We start from the raw sequence: 16,494 nt of genomic DNA, 5'->3' as shown, positions 1-16,494 counted from the left end.
TCATTATTGTTCAGGGAATAATAGGTCGTCTTATCACTACGTACTTATTCAGGATAACAAGATGAACAAACTTTCTCGGATGGTATTAATGATGGCTGTAGCCGCAGGGTTCTCCATGGCGGCACAGGCCGCTGAGGTTACCGCCGCGCCGGCGCCGGCTCAGGATCCTATCGTTCAGCATTTAAAATTGAGCCAGGATCAGGTCGCAAAAATTAAGAGCCTGCATCAGGAAATGGAAAAGAACGTCCAGCAGATTTCACAGAAAGATATTAAAGATGGCGTGTTATTTGACGTGATCGATTCTGGTAAGTGGAATGAAAAAGCGGTTAAAGATCAGCTGGCGGCCTTTAGCAAGGTTGAGCAACAGGTGCGCTATTATCGCGTGAAGTACTATTTCGGCGTAAATCAGGTACTGACACCGGAACAGCGTACTCAGGTGAAAAAAGATCTCTCTCAGGCATTGAGCGAGTAATAAAGTCGGCCCCGCTATGGGGCCGATTTCTTCAGGCGGCGTTATCTTCGTCCTGCAACCGCGTTTGCGCATCTTCCACGATGGCTTCCAGCTCACTCAGCATCTCTTCATAGCCAAAGCCGATTGGGCTCATGGTTTCCACAGCGACTGGCTGGTCTAACGATTTTGCCTTTTTGCTTTTTTTCTTGCTCACTCACAAACTCCCGGGCTTCCTTGTTACACCGGTAAATCTATCAGCAAAGCGCGCAGCGGCGTATCGGCGACGAGGGTAATGTTAGCTTCGTCACGAATAAACGCGCCATCGCCGCAGGTTAATGCCTGTTTCTCTTCCTTTTTTGCCACGGCATGTACCGTCCCGTGAATCGACTGCAGATAGGCGCGCGGGCCGTGCAGTTGAACGTTGATCTCTTCGCCCTTCGCCAGCTGCAGATGATGGATCCACACCTGCTGACGCAGCTGTAAACTGTCGCCGCTGCCGTCCGGTGAGGCTAATAGCTGAATCGGTGAATCACCAACCATCATTTTCTGTACCAGCGGGTTTTCGCGCTCCGGACAGGCATCGAGCCACAGCTGCATGCGCGTCAACGACTGCTCTTTACTGAGATTATGCTCGCTGTAGCTGACCCCCGGTTGGGTGGAGAGCAGCAGGGCTTCGCCAGCTTTTGCCTGTATGTGGTTGCCGTCGCTATCGCGGTATTCCGCTTCACCTTCCAGAATCAGATTCAGGATATCGACCTTTGGGTAGGTACGTGGCTGAAATGACGCGCCCGGCGCCAGCACTTCTTGATTGAGTACGCGCAATGAGGCGTAACCCAGCAATTTAGGGTCGAAGTAGTGGCCAAAGGAAAAGGTGTAGCGGGCCTGCAGCCAGCCGAAGTCTGCTTGACCGCATTGTTTGGCTGTTCGGGTTGTAATCATTTTCTTGACCTCTCTTTACACTAAATCAATGGTAAAGGTATGGACGCTGTATTGTTAGCCAGATATTCTGCCCGGTATGTTCAAAATTCCTGAATGAGAGCGAAATGGCGAAAGAGAGAGCATTAACGCTGGAAGCGTTACGCGTAATGGATGCAATAGACCGACGCGGGAGCTTTGCCGCTGCGGCTGACGAGCTGGGGCGTGTGCCTTCAGCCCTAAGCTACACCATGCAAAAACTGGAAGAAGAACTGGATGTGGTGTTGTTTGACCGTTCCGGCCATCGCACAAAATTTACGAACGTTGGCCGCATGCTGCTGGAACGCGGCCGCGTGCTGCTGGAAGCGGCGGACAAGCTGACCACCGATGCCGAAGCGCTGTCGCGCGGCTGGGAAACTCACCTGACCATCGTGACCGAAGCCTTGGTTCCGACCACCGATCTGTTTCCGCTGATTGAGAAACTGGCGACTAAATCCAATACCCAGCTGTCGATTATTACCGAAGTGCTGGCCGGTGCCTGGGAACGGCTGGAGCAGGGACGTGCTGATATTGTCGTCGCGCCGGATATGCATTTTCGTTCATCGTCAGAAATTAACTCGCGTAAGCTCTATTCGGTGTTAAGCGTTTATGTTGCCGCGCCGGACCACCCGATTCATCAGGAGCCAGAACCGCTTTCTGAGGTGACGCGGGTGAAATATCGCGGCGTCGCGGTGGCGGATACCGCGCGCGAGCGTCCTGTTCTGACGGTGCAGCTGCTTGATAAGCAGCCGCGTTTAACCGTCAGCACTATTGAAGATAAACGCCAGGCGCTGCTGGCGGGGCTTGGCGTGGCAACCATGCCGTATCCGTTGGTTGAGAAGGATATTGCCGAAGGGCGCTTGCGGGTCGTAAGCCCTGAATATACCAACGAAATCGATATCATTATGGCCTGGCGACGCGACAGCATGGGCGAAGCCAAATCCTGGTGTCTGCGGGAGATCCCGAAACTGTTTACCGGCAGATAACGGGAAGATGCGCTCCTCCGCCGCGAGGAGCGCGTAAATCAGTAGGAGTAGGGTTTTGGATTTGGCCCAAAGCGATTGTTGCCGGGCGTGCCGTTCTGACAATTGAAAATCAAAATCACCAGCCAGCCGATGACCGGGATCAGCAGCAGCAGTAGCCACCACGCCGAGCGGTCGGTGTCATGCAGGCGACGAAACTGCACCGCCCACCAGGGTAAAAAAACCAGCACGCCGTAAATGGTCGTCAGGATGCCTTCACCCCCAGCACGTTGCCAGCCGAGCATCTTATCAATGATGCTTAGCACTGCGGTGAGAATGATGTTGACCAGAATAAACATCCAGTACTCTTTGCGCCGGGCGCGACCGCCAAAGCCAATATAGTTTCGTAATACTTTTAGATACCAGTCCATTTTCTCACGCCTTAGTTAACCATTAATCACTTGTTTTTAAAGCGATCAAAATAATCATAGGCGTGAATATCAAACTGGTAAATATCCGTTATCTGAATAAAAGGCGCCTTTCGGCGCCTTATTGATCAGCGGGAAAAGCGATCCCGCCCGTGCGGTTCGTTGAGATCCTGCTGCGGGCCCACGGAGATGATCCCCGTCGGGTTGATGGTTTTGTGGCTGCGATAATAGTGATTGCGGATATGTGGGAAATTCACCGTTTCCGCAATCCCCGGCATCTGGTAGATATCGCGCAGGAAACCGTACAGGTTGAGATAGTCGCTGATACGGCGCTTATCGCATTTAAAGTGGGTAACATAGACCGGGTCGAAACGGACCAGCGTTGTCCACAGGCGGATATCCGCTTCCGTTAACTGGTTCCCGGTCAGGTAGCGGTGCTGACCGAGGATCTGCTCAAGGCGTTCGAGCGAGGTAAACAGCGCGTCAACGGCTTCGTCGTAGGCCTGCTGGCTGGTGGCGAAACCGGCTTTATATACCCCGTTGTTAACGTTGTCGTAGATCCAGCTATTCAGATCGTCGATCTTTTCTCGCAACGCCGGCGGATAATAGTCGCCCGCACGCGCCCCCAGGCCATCAAACGCGGTATTGAACATGCGGATAATTTCAGCCGACTCATTGCTGACGATGGTCTGTTGTTTTTTATCCCACAGCACCGGAACGGTCACCCGGCCGGTGTAATGCGGATCGGCCTGCAGATAAAGCTGATAGAGGAACTGATGATGATAGAGCTGGTCGCCGGTCGCATCCGGGAAATCGTCGGCGAAGGTCCAGCCGTTTTCCAGCATCAGTGGATTCACCACTGAGACAGATATAAAGGGCTCTAATCCTTTCAACTTGCGCAGAATCAGGGTGCGATGGGCCCACGGACAGGCCAGTGAAACGTACAGATGATAGCGGTCTTTCTCTGCGGCGAAGCCACCTTCGCCCGCAGGGCCTGGCGCGCCATCGGCGGTGAGCCAGTTGCGGAAGGCTGAAACGGAACGCTTGAACCGTCCTCCGGTGGATTTGGTGTCATACCAGGTATCTTGCCAGACGCCGTCGACTAATTGTCCCATTACTTCCTCCTTCAGATAGCAAAAGCGAGGAGATAGCCCCTCGCTTTTTTAGATTTTTACTCAGTATAGTGTGCTTACCACTTTTTATTCAGCACGCGGTCGATGCTGAATGCGCCCGGACCCGTCACGGCCAGCAGCAGATAACCACCAGCGATGGTCAGGTTTTTCATGAACATCAGCGAGTTCACGCCTTCAGCAAAGTTGCTGTGGAACAGGAATGCGGTCAGCAGGGTAAAGCCTGCGGTGAACAGCGCGGTAGTGCGAGTCAGGAAACCGAACAGAATTGCCAGACCGCCGCCAAACTCAAGCAGAATAGTCAGCGGCAGCAGCGCTCCCGGAACACCCATTGCTTCCATATACTGCTGCGTACCTGCATACCCGGTGATTTTTCCCCAACCAGCGGTAATGAACAGAATCGGCATCAGAATACGCGCTACCAGTACACCAACATCTTCTAATTTTTTCATTTCTTACTCCAGAAAACCCAAAGGGCGGCGATTTCGTTTTTTAGAGCAATCCTGCGTGGTTACGCGGGCTTGCTGTCGATGGAGAGGATATTAGCGAGCTTGAGAGGGGATTGTTAGCAAGGAAAACTGTAGTTCTTTTTCAAAGTTTCTGAGCAATTGGTGCGATCGGTGAAAATATTTTCCGAGGCGCCTCGCAGCGTGCGTGGCTATCGGTTGTTTTATCACCAGAGGCATCTTATCCTTGCCCGTTCCGGCCATTTGACCAGCCCTGGCAGATTTTTTCGTCAACTGGCGCAGGGAATGCCTGAACATAAGGAGCAACTGATGACATTAGCAGAATGGTTTGAAGAGCGTGGGCGCACAAAGGGAAGAAAACAGGGTCGTGAAGAAGGTAGAGAAGAAGGCGAACGTCAGGCGACGCGTAAAATAGCTCTTGCGATGCTTCGTAACGGCGTTGATAGCGCGCTGGTCAGTAAAACCACCGGTTTAAGCGAACAAGAGCTCAGCGCGCTGGCGCACTGAGCGAGCAATTAACGCGATGCGGACTGACGCAGAATCCCTTTGACCATCCGCCAGGTGCTCCAGATGCCGAGGCCGCGTTTGCCCCAGCGGATTAAAAAGCGCGGATGGCGTACTGACCAGATAGCCATTACCCCGCTGCCGACCATCGCCCATGAACGCAGGTGTTTCAGCGTTTGCCAGCCGCGATCGATAGGCGAGGTGGCTTCCAGCCAGTGACGATGGCTGGCGGCCAAATCCAGCCGCTGTTGCTGGATTTGGCGCAGCAGCAGCGCTTTTCGCTGGTCGCGTTCCTGTTGGCCGCTCATCGACGATCGTCCTCAAGCAGCGCGCGATCGTTCGCCAGCTCGTCGCGGGTATGACGTAAAAACGTGGAGCGGCGAGCTTTCCTGAGGGTCCAAATTCCCCCTATCAATGAGGCGAGCAACAGGACGCTGGTGGTCGCGATCATCACATGCAGGCGGTACTGCGGATCGACGGCCCAGATGATCAGTACCAGCAGGCTCATCAGCCCAAAAGCGGCGAATAGCAGCGTTAGCCCGAGCATCAGCAACAGCTGGAAGAGGTTCGCTTTCTCCTCTTCCAGCTCCACGACGACCAGGCGCAAACGCGTTTCCACCATTTCGACCAGCAGCGTAATGATCCGCTGGCCGATGCCGAATACGCTCTGTCCCGGGCCCTGCGTGTGTTGAGAGTTTGCCATAATTAACGGCGCGACAGCAGTACGCCGACCACCAGCCCGACAGCTGCGCCAATACCCACGCCGGTCCACGGATTCTCGCGAACGTACTCATCGGCGCGAGCAGCGGTTTCACGCGTCTGCTTAACGATGGCATCGCTGGTGTCGCTGAGACGCACACGGCTGTCTTTCAGCACGCTTTCCGCTTTGCTACGCAGTTTGCCGAGTTCTTCTTTTGATTTATCGGTTGAGGAGTTCAGAACTTCTTCCAGCGTATCAGCCAGATTTTTCAGCTCAGCGCGTAGATCTTCTGCAACGTTATCTTTAGCCATCTTGTTCTCCTGTAGCGTTTACCAATTAATAATCGCGTGACTCAAGCGCTTTCAGTTCCTGCTGCGCTTCATCCAGTTTGCGTTCCCGTTTGCTAATTTTGTCTGCATCGCCTTTCTGCTTCGCCTCGCTCAGATCGCGCTGACGTTCGGCAACTTCGGCCTTCTGTTTAGCGATTTTCTGCTGATGTTCAGCCCTGACCTTACTGTCGCTGCAGTTAGCACGAACTTCCTGCAGCGCTCTGTTCAGGCCGTCAATGCGATGCTGATTATGGTGTTTTTCGGCATAGCTGATCTCCCGTTGGATACTCTGTTCTTTTTCCTGACAAGGAGAGGCTGCGAAGGCGCTGGCGCTAAGTGAGGTCAGTGCCAGTAATAGTGCGATGCGGTATTTCATGGATTCTACCTTCCATTGTGTGAGGGGATATCGGTGATATACCCAATCCAGTCAACAATACGAGCCAGGCGGTTCCCGCAGTCTTAATAATAGACACGAAAGCGGGACATCACCAAACCGTACGAAAAGATTCGGAATTTTTGACGCGTTATCCAAAACGGCGCGGAGCATCGCGCAGGCGGGATAACCAGGCGGTGGCAGAATTTTCTTCATCCACCAGAGCAATAATATAACCGTGAGGCAGAGCCCGGCCCAATACTTCTTTTGCCGCGGCGCCCTGGGCGTTGGAATCGAATTTGATCAGCAGGCCGTCTTTTTGCGGGGTGATGCTCTTAAAACGGATGCCGTTGGCGTCAAGATGATGCCAGACGGAAAAACCGTCCGGCATGGCGACGCCCTGGCTGACGGGACGGATGGCCAGAGTGGACTCATGCTGACTGACGGTCAGCCACAGCCAGACGATGGCGCAAAGCAGCAGTGAGCCGCCCAGCATCCACCGCAGCTGGCGCCAGGAAGGACGTTTGATGACCATGCTCAGCTCCGACTGCTGTGTTTTTTCTTCCACAGTACAACCAGGGAGCCGATCAGACCGAAGACCAGCAGCGCAACCGGCAGCAGCATCAGGCACGACATCAGCTGATCTTCATACTTCAGGAATACCGGTGTTTTACCCAGCAGATAGCCGAGAGAGGTAAGAATCAACACCCACAGCAGACCGCTCATCCAGTTAAAGAACTGGAAACGCGCGTTATTCAGACCGGAGATACCGGCAATCGTTGGCAGTAGGGTACGTACGAAGGCGATAAAGCGGCCAATCAGCAGCGCCGATAATCCGTGCTTGTGGAACAGGTGATGGGCTCGCTGGTGATAATGCGACGGTAAATGCGATAGCCAGTTTTGCACGATCCGCGTATTGCCCAGCCAGCGTCCCTGGATGTAGCTCACCCAGCAGCCGAGGCTGGCCGCCGCCGTCAAAAGCAGTAGCGTTTCCGGGAAGCCCATCGCCCCTTTGGCGATCAAAACGCCGACCAGCACCAGCAGGCTATCACCCGGTAAAAACGCCGCCGGCAGTAAACCGTTCTCAAGGAACAAAATCATAAATAAGACAAAATAGAGCATGCCAATCATGGAGGGATTAGCGAGCGTTTCGTAATCCTGGGCCCATAAGGCATTCAGTAATTGGGTTAGTAGTTCCATTCACGATTCCTGGTACATCGGTTAACGGTACGTCTTATACATAGCGACTAGATTATTTTTTAGAGTATGGCCGCTGTTGAGACGTTCTGATCGGATCCTTGATTAAACAGTAAGTAAACACTTACATGCAGAACGACAAAATGCATCTAATTGTAACAAACTAGCTGAGTTTCCGTCAGAGAAATTGCAGTTTGTTGCTGATTGATTTTGCGGGTTGCGGGGACGAGTAGCGAGAGGATTTACACAGGCTGACACTATATATGCTTTGCTTACCCTGTCGGGTTTGCGGGCAGAAAAAGGGGTTCTGCCCGTGGAGGGGATAATACGTTATTTTGCCCCGTTCGCTGCGGTATCGAGATGAACCACCGGATTTTCGGCAAACAGGTAGCGATCGGCATTGAATTCAAAGTCATCGCTGGTTTCGTTAAACAGCATCAGCTTGGTATTTTCCAGATGCTGCCACATCGCCAGCTTCGCCGCGTGAGGGTCTTTACGAATTAACGCCTTGAGGATTTGGTCATGATCGTCGCACCAGTTGTCGACGGTGCGCAGGTCGATGTGGTCGTGCAGTTTTTTCCAGTACGGGTTGTGTACCCGCTGGGTCCACATTTTTTCAACGATGGCGGCAAGGGCGGTGTTCTGGGTAGCCAGCGCGACCTGGACATGGAACTGCAGGTCCCATTCGGAATCACGGAAGCACTTCTCGTTGCGGGCTTTCTCCTGAATTTCCATTAGCTTCATGATGTCCTGTTTGGTCACCTGAGTCGCGGCGAATTCAGCGATATTGCTCTCAATCAACTGACGGGCCTGGAGTAATTCAAACGGACCATAGTTGGCGAACTCCAGCGATTCATCCACCACCTGTTGGTATTTCGGGTGGTTGGAAATAACGTGGATGCCGGAGCCTTTGCGGACTTCAACATAGCCTTCGACTTCCAGCATGATGATGGCTTCGCGAACCACGGTGCGGCTGACGCTTTTTTCATCGGCGATGAAGCGCTCTGCGGGCAGCTTATCCCCTACAAGGTAGACGCCTTGTTCGATACGCGTCTTTAGCTCAGCGGCAAGCTGCTGATAGAGACGGCGCGGTTCACTGATTTCCATATTCGCTCCCGGAAGATGGCGACAATATTCGATTTGTTATACCACTTTTACGCGCTTTCCACCACTGGAAGGCACAAAAAAAGCCGCCTTAAAAGGCGGCTTAGTCGGTGCAAAATCATCTTGCAGTCTAGCTTTGCGTCACCGGTTTACTGGTATTGAGCGGCGTCGAGTCATCGTCGGCCGATTTGTTTTTCAGCACCGTCCAGATAACCAGCGCGCCCAGCAGGTCAAAGACCGCCAGCACCGCGAACAGCGGGCTGAAGCCGATGGTATCCGCCAGTGCGCCGACGACCAGCGCGAACATGGTGCTCGCCAGCCATGCCGCCATCCCGGTCAGACCGTTGGCGGTCGCCACTTCGTTACGGCCAAATACGTCGGAAGAGAGGGTGATCAGCGCACCGGACAAGGCCTGGTGAGCAAAACCGCCGACGCACAGCAGCGCAATCGCCACATACGGGCTGGTGAACAGGCCAATCATGCCAGGACCAATCATCAGCAGGGCGCCCATCGTCACGACCATTTTACGTGAGACGATAAGATTCACGCCAAACCAACGCTGGAACAGCGGTGGCAGGTAGCCGCCGACGATGCAGCCGAGGTCGGCGAACAGCATTGGCATCCAGGCGAACATAGCAATCTCTTTCAGGTTAAAGCCGTAAACCTTAAACATGAACAGCGGGATCCAGGCGTTGAAGGTACCCCAGGCCGGTTCTGCGAGGAAGCGCGGCAGCGCAATACCCCAGAACTGACGGTTACGCAGGATCTGCCACGGCGACATTTTCTTCGCGTTGTTAGTCTGATGCTGAGATTCCTGGCCGCCGATGATGTAGTCACGTTCTTCATCGGTGAGTTTTTTCTGATCGCGCGGGTGTTTGTAGAAAATCAGCCAGGCCATTGCCCAGGCGAAGCTCAGTACCCCGGAAATAATAAATGCCATCTGCCAGCTATGCATGACAATCGCCCATACCACCAGCGGCGGAGCTATCATCGCGCCGATAGAAGAGCCGACGTTGAAATAGCCGACGGCGATGGAACGCTCTTTCGCCGGGAACCATTCGGAGCTGGCTTTCAGACCGGCAGGGATCATCGCCGCTTCCGCTGCGCCGACCGCGCCTCGGGCCAGCGCCAGGCCGCCCCAGCTGCCTGCCAGCGCCGTTGAACCGCAGAATACCGCCCAGGCGATAGCAAAGAAGGCGTAGCCAATTTTGGTGCCAAGCACATCGAGCACATAGCCGGCAACCGGCTGCATAACGGTATATGCAGCGGAGTAGGCGGCGATGATATAAGAATATTGTTGGGTTGAAATGTGCAACTCTTCCATCAGCGTCGGCGCAGCCGCCGCTACGGTGTTACGAGTCAGATAACCCAGCACGGTGCCCAGCGTCACCAGTGCGATCATATACCAACGTAACCCTTTAATTTTACGCATGTAAAACCTCATCGTTGTTGTCTCTCCGCAGCGTCTGCGGCCATCTTTCGTCCCGCCAGGGAAGGAGGATGGGGAAACGGAGGGTTCAGGACGTGAACTGAACCTTGCCATCAGTGGTTAAAGTGAAACCGGCATCCCTACCGTTTAAGCCGATGTTATTCACACCGGTAATGCATTCCGTCGGTTTATATGTTGCGACGGCAGAAAGATAACTTGTCATACAACTTTAAAAGTTGAGTACTGTCACAAAAGTGGGAAAGTTTGTAGGGACATTAATCGCGTCAATTAAAGCCAGTACTGGCGCGGCTTGCAGCGATGTTTACTCCTTTGGTGGTGCTTTTTTTGTCGACGTTTATTGATCTAACTCACGAAAAATACTTCGGCCTGTAGAAATTGGTGTGATAACTTTGTCAGCATTAGAGTCAATCATCTGATGGGCTCCTTGATGGGGCGAAGAGGACACGACAATGACACCGTTTATGACCGAAGATTTTCTGCTTGATACCGAGTTTGCCCGCCGCCTGTACCACGATTACGCCAAAGATCAGCCGATTTTCGACTACCACTGCCACCTTCCGCCGCAGCAGGTTGCCGAAAATTATCGTTTTAAGAACCTGTATGACATCTGGCTGAAAGGCGACCATTACAAATGGCGCGCGATGCGTACCAACGGCGTGGCGGAGCGCCTGTGTACCGGCGATGCTGCCGATCGCGAGAAATTTGACGCCTGGGCGGCAACCGTTCCTCATACCATCGGTAACCCGCTATACCACTGGACGCATTTAGAGCTGCGCCGTCCTTTTGGTATTACAGGTAAGTTGTTGTCGCCAGCCACGGCGGATGAAATCTGGAACCAGTGTAATGAGTTGCTGGCTCAGGAGTCGTTCTCCGCCCGTGGAATCATGAAGCAGATGAATGTGAAGATGGTGGGGACGACCGACGATCCGATTGATTCACTGGAGCATCATGCGGCGGTCGCCAAAGATAGTACTTTTGATATCAAGGTATTGCCGAGCTGGCGCCCGGATAAAGCGTTCAACATCGAGCAGGCCACTTTTAACGATTACATGAGCAAGCTTGGCGAAGTCTCCGATACCGAAATTCGCCGTTTTGCCGATCTGCAAAGCGCGCTGACTAAGCGTCTGGATCACTTTGCCGCTCACGGCTGTAAAGTTTCCGACCACGCGCTGGATGTGGTGCTGTTCGCTGAAGCGAGCGATAACGAACTGGATAGCATCCTGGCGCGCCGTCTGGCGGGCGAAACGCTCAGCGAGCATGAAGTCGCGCAGTTCAAAACGGCGGTACTGGTGTTCCTCGGTGCGGAATACGCGCGCCGCGGCTGGGTACAGCAGTACCACATCGGCGCGCTGCGTAATAACAACCTGCGTCAGTTCAAACTGTTAGGGCCGGATGTTGGCTTCGACTCCATCAACGACCGTCCGATGGCCGAAGAGTTATCGAAGCTGCTGAGCAAGCAGAACGAAGAAAACCTGCTGCCGAAAACTATTCTGTACTGCCTGAACCCACGCGATAACGAAGTGCTGGGCACTATGATCGGTAACTTCCAGGGCGAAGGCATGCCGGGCAAGATGCAGTTCGGTTCCGGCTGGTGGTTCAACGATCAGAAAGACGGCATGGAACGTCAGATGACCCAACTGGCGCAGCTTGGCCTGTTGAGCCGCTTTGTCGGCATGCTGACCGACAGCCGCAGCTTCCTCTCCTACACCCGCCACGAATACTTCCGCCGTATTCTGTGCCAGATGATCGGCCGCTGGGTGGCTGCTGGCGAAGCGCCTGCGGATATCGCGCTGCTGGGCGAGATGGTGAAAAACATCTGCTTTAACAATGCGCGTGATTACTTCGCCATTGAATTGAACTAAGGCCAGAGGTCGGTTGATATGCAATACATCAAAATCCATTCGCAGGATAACGTCGCGGTGGCGCTGGCGGATATGACGTCAGGCAGCGTGGTGACGATTGATAACGATACCGTCACCCTTAGCCAGGATGTTGTCCGCGGTCATAAGTTCGCGCTGCGGGCCATTGCGAAAGGTGAAAACGTCATTAAGTACGGGTTGCCGATTGGTCATGCGCTGGCGGATATCGCGCCGGGCGAGCATGTTCATGCGCACAATACGCGTACCAATCTGAGCGATCTTGACGCGTATCGCTATCAACCAGACCGGGTTGAACAACCGGCGCAACCTGCGGATCGCGACGTCGAGATTTATCGTCGCGCCAGCGGTGAAGTCGGCGTGCGTAACGAATTATGGATCCTGCCGACCGTGGGCTGTGTTAACGGCATCGCCCGGCAGATCCAGAATCGTTTCCTGAAAGAGACCAACGACGCGGAAGGCACCGACGGCGTCTTCCTTTTCAGCCACACCTACGGCTGCTCGCAGTTGGGAGATGACCATATCAACACCCGTACCATGCTGCAAAACATGGTCCGCCACCCGAATGCCGGGGCGGTGTTGGTGATTGGTCTTGGCTGCGAGAACAACCAGGTTGATGCCTTCCGTGAAACGCTGGGGGATTTTGACCCGGAACGCGTGCACTTCATGATTTGCCAACATCAGGAAGATGAAGTGGAAGCGGGAATTGAGCATCTTCATCAGCTCTATGAAGTGATGCGCCATGATAAACGCGAAGCGGGTAAACTGAGCGAACTGAAGTTTGGCCTTGAGTGTGGCGGCTCGGACGGCCTGTCCGGCATTACCGCTAACCCAATGCTGGGGCGTTTTTCTGACTACCTGATTGCGAACGGCGGCACTACGGTGTTGACCGAAGTGCCGGAAATGTTCGGCGCTGAGCAACTACTGATGAGCCACTGTCGCGACGAAGAGACTTTCGGCAAACTGGTCATCATGGTCAATGATTTTAAACAGTATTTTATCGCCCACGACCAGCCTATCTACGAGAACCCGTCGCCGGGTAACAAAGCGGGCGGTATCACGACGCTGGAAGATAAGTCGCTTGGCTGCACGCAGAAAGCGGGTTCCAGCCAGGTGGTTGACGTTCTGCGCTACGGTGAACGTTTGAAAGTCCACGGGTTGAATCTGTTGAGCGCGCCGGGTAACGACGCGGTGGCGACCAGCGCGCTGGCGGGCGCCGGCTGCCATATGGTGCTGTTCAGTACCGGCCGCGGCACCCCTTATGGCGGTTTCGTTCCGACGGTAAAAATCGCTACCAACAGCGAGCTGGCGGCGAAGAAAAAGCACTGGATTGATTTCGATGCCGGGCAGTTAATTCACGGGAAAGCGATGCCGCAGGTGTTGGAGGAGTTTGTCGATCTGATCGTCGATATCGCCAACGGCAAGCAGACCTGCAACGAACGCAATGATTTCCGCGAACTGGCAATCTTTAAAAGCGGCGTCACGCTGTAACGACGGTGACTACCTCGGTGTTTGAAAGGTCGGATAAGCATAGCGCCATCCGACAACATTAAACTCCCCCCGGTCGCGCTTACGCTTACCGGGGCTACCAACTGAATAGGTCCGTAGATACTGTTATCGATTTGCAACTGTTTTGGTCCGGGAAAAACAGTTGTTTTTTATTATTTCAGAGCAGATTGCGCTCCCGATATTTCTTCTGCGTTATGTCCCTCATGGCGCAGGGAGCGCACAAAGGGCGGCCAGTCGCCGCCGCCCTCTGTACTCCCGGGCTCTGGCCGCCAAAATCGCCACTTCGTGGTACCTTCGACTTATCCCGGAAGGCTTCGGGTCGGGCCGAGGCAGCGTCCGTGCAAGTCACGGCCCTCAGCCCGCATCCATGCGGGCTGCCCCGGCCTTCCGGGAACGTCTCAGCGATTTTGAGGCCACCAACACTGGCAGTTTCAGCCAGCATGGTGAATAAATTAAAGGCAGGCCGCACGTACCGTAGGTCGGATAAGCGTAACGCCATCCGACAATACGCTAACTACGCAGGGCGTTCTTCGCCAGCTGTTCGTCTTCGGCCATACAGGCCGCGGCGGTGAACAGCGCATCGGTTGACGAGTTGAGCGCCGTTTCGCAGGAATCCTGCAGCACGCCGATAATAAAGCCGACGGCGACGACCTGCATGGCGACATCGTTCGGAATACCGAACATGTTACAGGCCAGCGGGATCAGCAGCAGCGAACCGCCTGCCACCCCGGAAGCGCCGCAGGCGCACAGCGAGGCCACTACGCTCAGCAGCAGCGCCGTCGGTAGATCCACCGGAATATTCAACGTATGCACCGCCGCCAGCGTCAGCACGGTGATAGTAATCGCCGCGCCCGCCATATTGATGGTCGCCCCCAGCGGAATAGATACCGAATAGGTATCGCGATCCAGATTCAGCTTCTCGCACAGCGCCATATTCACCGGAATGTTGGCGGCGGAGCTGCGGGTAAAGAAGGCGTAGACGCCGCTTTCACGCAGGCAGGTCAGCACCAGCGGATACGGGTTACGGCGGATTTTCCAGAATACCAGCAGCGGGTTAATCACCAGCGCCACCAGTAGCATGCAGCCGATCAGCACCAGCAGCAACTGGGCGTAGCCCCACAGGGTATCGAAACCGGTCGTCGCCAGCGTTGAGGAGACCAGGCCAAAAATACCCAGCGGCGCAAAGCGGATCACCAGCTTGACGATAAAGGTCACCGCGTGCGAAACGTCGTTAATCAGGTTTTTAGTGCTGTCGTTACCGTGGCGCAGCGCGAAGCCCAGCCCCACCGCCCACACCAGAATACCGATATAGTTGGCGTTCAGCAGCGCGTCGATAGGGTTTGCCACCATGCTCATCAGCAGCCCGCGTAGCACCTCTACAATCCCCGATGGCGGGGTGATGCTGTCCGCCGCGCTGGTCAGATGCAGCGTAGAAGGGAAAACAAAGCTAAACAGCACCGCGGTGAGCGCCGCGCTGAAGGTCCCCAGCAGATAGAGAAACAGAATCGGGCGGATACTGGTTTTTTGTCCGTGCTGATGGTTTGCGATCGACGCCATCACCAGCATTAATACCAGCACAGGCGCGACGGCTTTCAGCGCGCCGACGAACAGCGTTCCCAGCAGCCCGACCGCGATAGCGGCCGGTTTCGAGACCAGCGCCAGTACCACGCCAAGTACCAGTCCCAACAGGATTTGTTTCACCAGACTGCCCTGCGCCAGGCGCTGCAGCAGCCCCGACGGGCGGGTTTGTGTTGTCATAAATCATTCCTTCCAGTGATGTAGCAGTCCATCCCGGCGACGTATTATTTGTTACGTTTATGTCCGGATGTAAATGAATGTTTGCATGGTCGAGTATACGGAAAGAACGCGAGGTAGGAAGCGTATTCTACTGTTTCTTGCACGCCGATCTTATTTTTTAACTATATATTAACGTTTTTGTGACATGGATAAAAATTATGCGCGGGAAAGCTAACGCAGGGCGGCGTATCCCGGCCAGATACGCGATATCTGGCCGGGAACAGGGGGTTATTGCAGCTGTTTCTTCTTATCGTTCTGTTTGTTCACCCAGGCGTTAATCAGCAGCGTCGCCGCCAGGATACCGCCCACCACGCCGAGGGAAACGGCGATCGGAATGTGGTAGAAATCGACGATTAGCATCTTGATACCGATAAACACCAGGATCACCGACAGACCATATTTCAGCATCGAGAAGCGTTCGGCCACGCCCGCCAACAGGAAGTACATCGCACGCAGGCCGAGAATCGCAAACAGGTTAGAGGTCAGCACGATAAACGGGTCGGTGGTCACCGCGAAAATTGCCGGGATGCTATCAACGGCGAAAATCACGTCGCTCAGCTCAACCAGGATCAGCACCAGCAGCAGCGGCGTGGCGAACAGTACGCCATTTTTACGGGTGAAGAAGCGCTCGCTCTCGATTTTATCCGTCATCCGCAGATGGCTGCGGATCCAACGCACCAGCGGCTTATCGCCGATCCCGGAATCATCTTCTTTCGCCAGCGCCATTTTCACCCCGGTAAACAGCAGGAACGCGCCGAACACGTACAGTAGCCATTCGAACTGCGAAATCAGCCAGCTGCCGGTGAAGATCATAATGGTACGCAGGACAATCGCCCCGAGGACGCCATACACCAGTACCCGGCGCTGTAGCGCTGGCGGCACGGCAAAGTAGCTAAAGAGCATTAGCCAGACGAAGACGTTATCGACCGCCAGTGATTTTTCGATCAGATAACCGGTGAGGAAGGCTAACGCCTGCGGATCGGCGACGGCGCGGCCCTGCGTTTGCACCAAATACCACCAGAAAGCGGCGTTAAACAGCAGGGAGAGGGTGACCCACAGGATGGACCAACCGGCGGCCTGCTTCATGGTCATGGTATGCGCACCGCGCCTTCCTTGAAGCAGTAAATCGATCGCCAGCATGATGACCACGACTACAGCGAATCCGCCCCATAACAACGGCGTGCCGACACTATTCATTGCGTTATTCCTTACATAAAAACAAAACGGCTGTCGTCGAAAGACGGCAGCCGCTGCGCTTTTAT

General features: G+C 54.5%; 20 protein-coding genes. 5 read left to right on the top strand and 15 right to left on the bottom strand.

Annotation, left to right across the window (positions count from 1 at the left end; translation table 11 throughout):
- Positions 1–61: 61 nt before the first annotated feature.
- On the top strand, positions 62–472 hold the full coding sequence (locus tag AC2CGP_RS13695) for a Spy/CpxP family protein refolding chaperone (RefSeq protein WP_045359734.1): 411 nt from the start codon (positions 62–64) through the stop codon (positions 470–472).
- 31 nt (positions 473–503) lie between these two features.
- On the opposite strand, the gene AC2CGP_RS13690 is transcribed toward AC2CGP_RS13695, so the two are convergent.
- The gene (locus tag AC2CGP_RS13690; RefSeq protein WP_015703574.1) at positions 504–665 is read right to left on the bottom strand and encodes a hypothetical protein; all 162 of its coding nucleotides are present in this window, start codon (positions 663–665) and stop codon (positions 504–506) included.
- Between the two features lie 23 nt (positions 666–688).
- On the bottom strand, positions 689–1,390 hold the full coding sequence (locus tag AC2CGP_RS13685; RefSeq protein WP_213759543.1) for a pirin family protein: 702 nt from the start codon (positions 1,388–1,390) through the stop codon (positions 689–691).
- A 104-nt stretch (positions 1,391–1,494) separates the two neighbouring features.
- Between AC2CGP_RS13685 and AC2CGP_RS13680 the strand changes: the two genes are divergently transcribed.
- Positions 1,495–2,391: a LysR family transcriptional regulator gene (locus AC2CGP_RS13680; RefSeq protein ID WP_015369566.1), complete on the top strand. Its 897-nt coding sequence runs from the start codon at positions 1,495–1,497 to the stop codon at positions 2,389–2,391.
- A 38-nt stretch (positions 2,392–2,429) separates the two neighbouring features.
- Here AC2CGP_RS13680 and AC2CGP_RS13675 read toward each other — a convergent pair whose 3' ends face one another.
- From AC2CGP_RS13675 to AC2CGP_RS13665, 3 genes are all read right to left on the bottom strand, one after another.
- Complete coding sequence (locus AC2CGP_RS13675) at positions 2,430–2,798, bottom strand: DUF805 domain-containing protein (RefSeq protein WP_015369567.1); 369 nt, start codon at positions 2,796–2,798, stop codon at positions 2,430–2,432.
- A gap of 125 nt (positions 2,799–2,923) precedes the next feature.
- The gene (locus AC2CGP_RS13670; RefSeq protein WP_020077868.1) at positions 2,924–3,910 is read right to left on the bottom strand and encodes a glutathione S-transferase family protein; all 987 of its coding nucleotides are present in this window, start codon (positions 3,908–3,910) and stop codon (positions 2,924–2,926) included.
- 74 nt (positions 3,911–3,984) lie between these two features.
- Positions 3,985–4,377 (bottom strand): DoxX family protein, encoded by a 393-nt coding sequence (locus AC2CGP_RS13665; RefSeq protein WP_015703571.1) that lies wholly within the window; start codon positions 4,375–4,377, stop codon positions 3,985–3,987.
- Positions 4,378–4,701: 324 nt separating this feature from the next.
- Between AC2CGP_RS13665 and AC2CGP_RS13660 the strand changes: the two genes are divergently transcribed.
- Positions 4,702–4,899, top strand: a complete 198-nt coding sequence (locus tag AC2CGP_RS13660; RefSeq protein ID WP_015369570.1) for an RpnC/YadD family protein — start codon at positions 4,702–4,704, stop codon at positions 4,897–4,899.
- 8 nt (positions 4,900–4,907) lie between these two features.
- Here AC2CGP_RS13660 and AC2CGP_RS13655 read toward each other — a convergent pair whose 3' ends face one another.
- From AC2CGP_RS13655 to AC2CGP_RS13620, 8 genes are all read right to left on the bottom strand, one after another.
- Positions 4,908–5,204: a YqjK-like family protein gene (locus AC2CGP_RS13655; protein WP_015703570.1), complete on the bottom strand. Its 297-nt coding sequence runs from the start codon at positions 5,202–5,204 to the stop codon at positions 4,908–4,910.
- A complete protein-coding gene (locus tag AC2CGP_RS13650) occupies positions 5,201–5,599 on the bottom strand; it encodes a phage holin family protein (protein ID WP_015369572.1) in 399 nt (132 codons plus the stop codon). The genes AC2CGP_RS13655 and AC2CGP_RS13650 overlap by 4 nt, the downstream gene beginning before the upstream one ends.
- A 2-nt stretch (positions 5,600–5,601) precedes the next feature.
- Complete coding sequence (locus AC2CGP_RS13645; protein WP_015369573.1) at positions 5,602–5,907, bottom strand: ElaB/YgaM/YqjD family protein; 306 nt, start codon at positions 5,905–5,907, stop codon at positions 5,602–5,604.
- Positions 5,908–5,932: 25 nt separating this feature from the next.
- Positions 5,933–6,301 carry a DUF1090 domain-containing protein gene (locus tag AC2CGP_RS13640; RefSeq protein ID WP_032712569.1) on the bottom strand — a complete coding sequence of 123 codons (369 nt, stop codon included), beginning with the start codon at positions 6,299–6,301 and terminating at the stop codon, positions 5,933–5,935.
- 148 nt (positions 6,302–6,449) lie between these two features.
- Positions 6,450–6,827 (bottom strand): EnvZ/OmpR regulon moderator MzrA, encoded by a 378-nt coding sequence (gene mzrA, locus AC2CGP_RS13635; protein ID WP_161799831.1) that lies wholly within the window; start codon positions 6,825–6,827, stop codon positions 6,450–6,452.
- An 8-nt stretch (positions 6,828–6,835) separates the two neighbouring features.
- Entirely contained in the window at positions 6,836–7,498 is a 663-nt protein-coding gene (yqjA, locus tag AC2CGP_RS13630; protein ID WP_015369576.1) for a DedA family general envelope maintenance protein YqjA, read from the bottom strand.
- A gap of 327 nt (positions 7,499–7,825) precedes the next feature.
- On the bottom strand, positions 7,826–8,602 hold the full coding sequence (gene exuR, locus AC2CGP_RS13625) for a transcriptional regulator ExuR (RefSeq protein WP_015369577.1): 777 nt from the start codon (positions 8,600–8,602) through the stop codon (positions 7,826–7,828).
- 127 nt (positions 8,603–8,729) lie between these two features.
- Positions 8,730–10,031, bottom strand: a complete 1,302-nt coding sequence (locus AC2CGP_RS13620; protein WP_015369578.1) for an MFS transporter — start codon at positions 10,029–10,031, stop codon at positions 8,730–8,732.
- A 467-nt stretch (positions 10,032–10,498) separates the two neighbouring features.
- On the opposite strand from AC2CGP_RS13620, the gene uxaC reads away from it, so the two are divergent.
- Together uxaC and AC2CGP_RS13610 are read left to right on the top strand one after the other, a co-directional pair.
- Positions 10,499–11,911 (top strand): glucuronate isomerase, encoded by a 1,413-nt coding sequence (gene uxaC / locus AC2CGP_RS13615; protein ID WP_015369579.1) that lies wholly within the window; start codon positions 10,499–10,501, stop codon positions 11,909–11,911.
- Positions 11,912–11,929: 18 nt separating this feature from the next.
- Positions 11,930–13,417, top strand: a complete 1,488-nt coding sequence (locus tag AC2CGP_RS13610) for a UxaA family hydrolase (RefSeq protein ID WP_213759544.1) — start codon at positions 11,930–11,932, stop codon at positions 13,415–13,417.
- A gap of 528 nt (positions 13,418–13,945) precedes the next feature.
- Here AC2CGP_RS13610 and sstT read toward each other — a convergent pair.
- Together sstT and AC2CGP_RS13600 are read right to left on the bottom strand one after the other, a co-directional pair.
- Entirely contained in the window at positions 13,946–15,193 is a 1,248-nt protein-coding gene (gene sstT, locus AC2CGP_RS13605; RefSeq protein ID WP_015703565.1) for a serine/threonine transporter SstT, read from the bottom strand.
- Positions 15,194–15,460: 267 nt separating this feature from the next.
- Positions 15,461–16,429: a TerC family protein gene (locus tag AC2CGP_RS13600; protein WP_020077873.1), complete on the bottom strand. Its 969-nt coding sequence runs from the start codon at positions 16,427–16,429 to the stop codon at positions 15,461–15,463.
- Positions 16,430–16,494: the final 65 nt, after the last annotated feature.

It is taken from the genome of Klebsiella sp. SYXHC3, from assembly GCF_057196925.1.
Note: the sequence above shows the minus strand (reverse complement) of the source record. Positions and strands in the feature narration are given on the sequence as shown.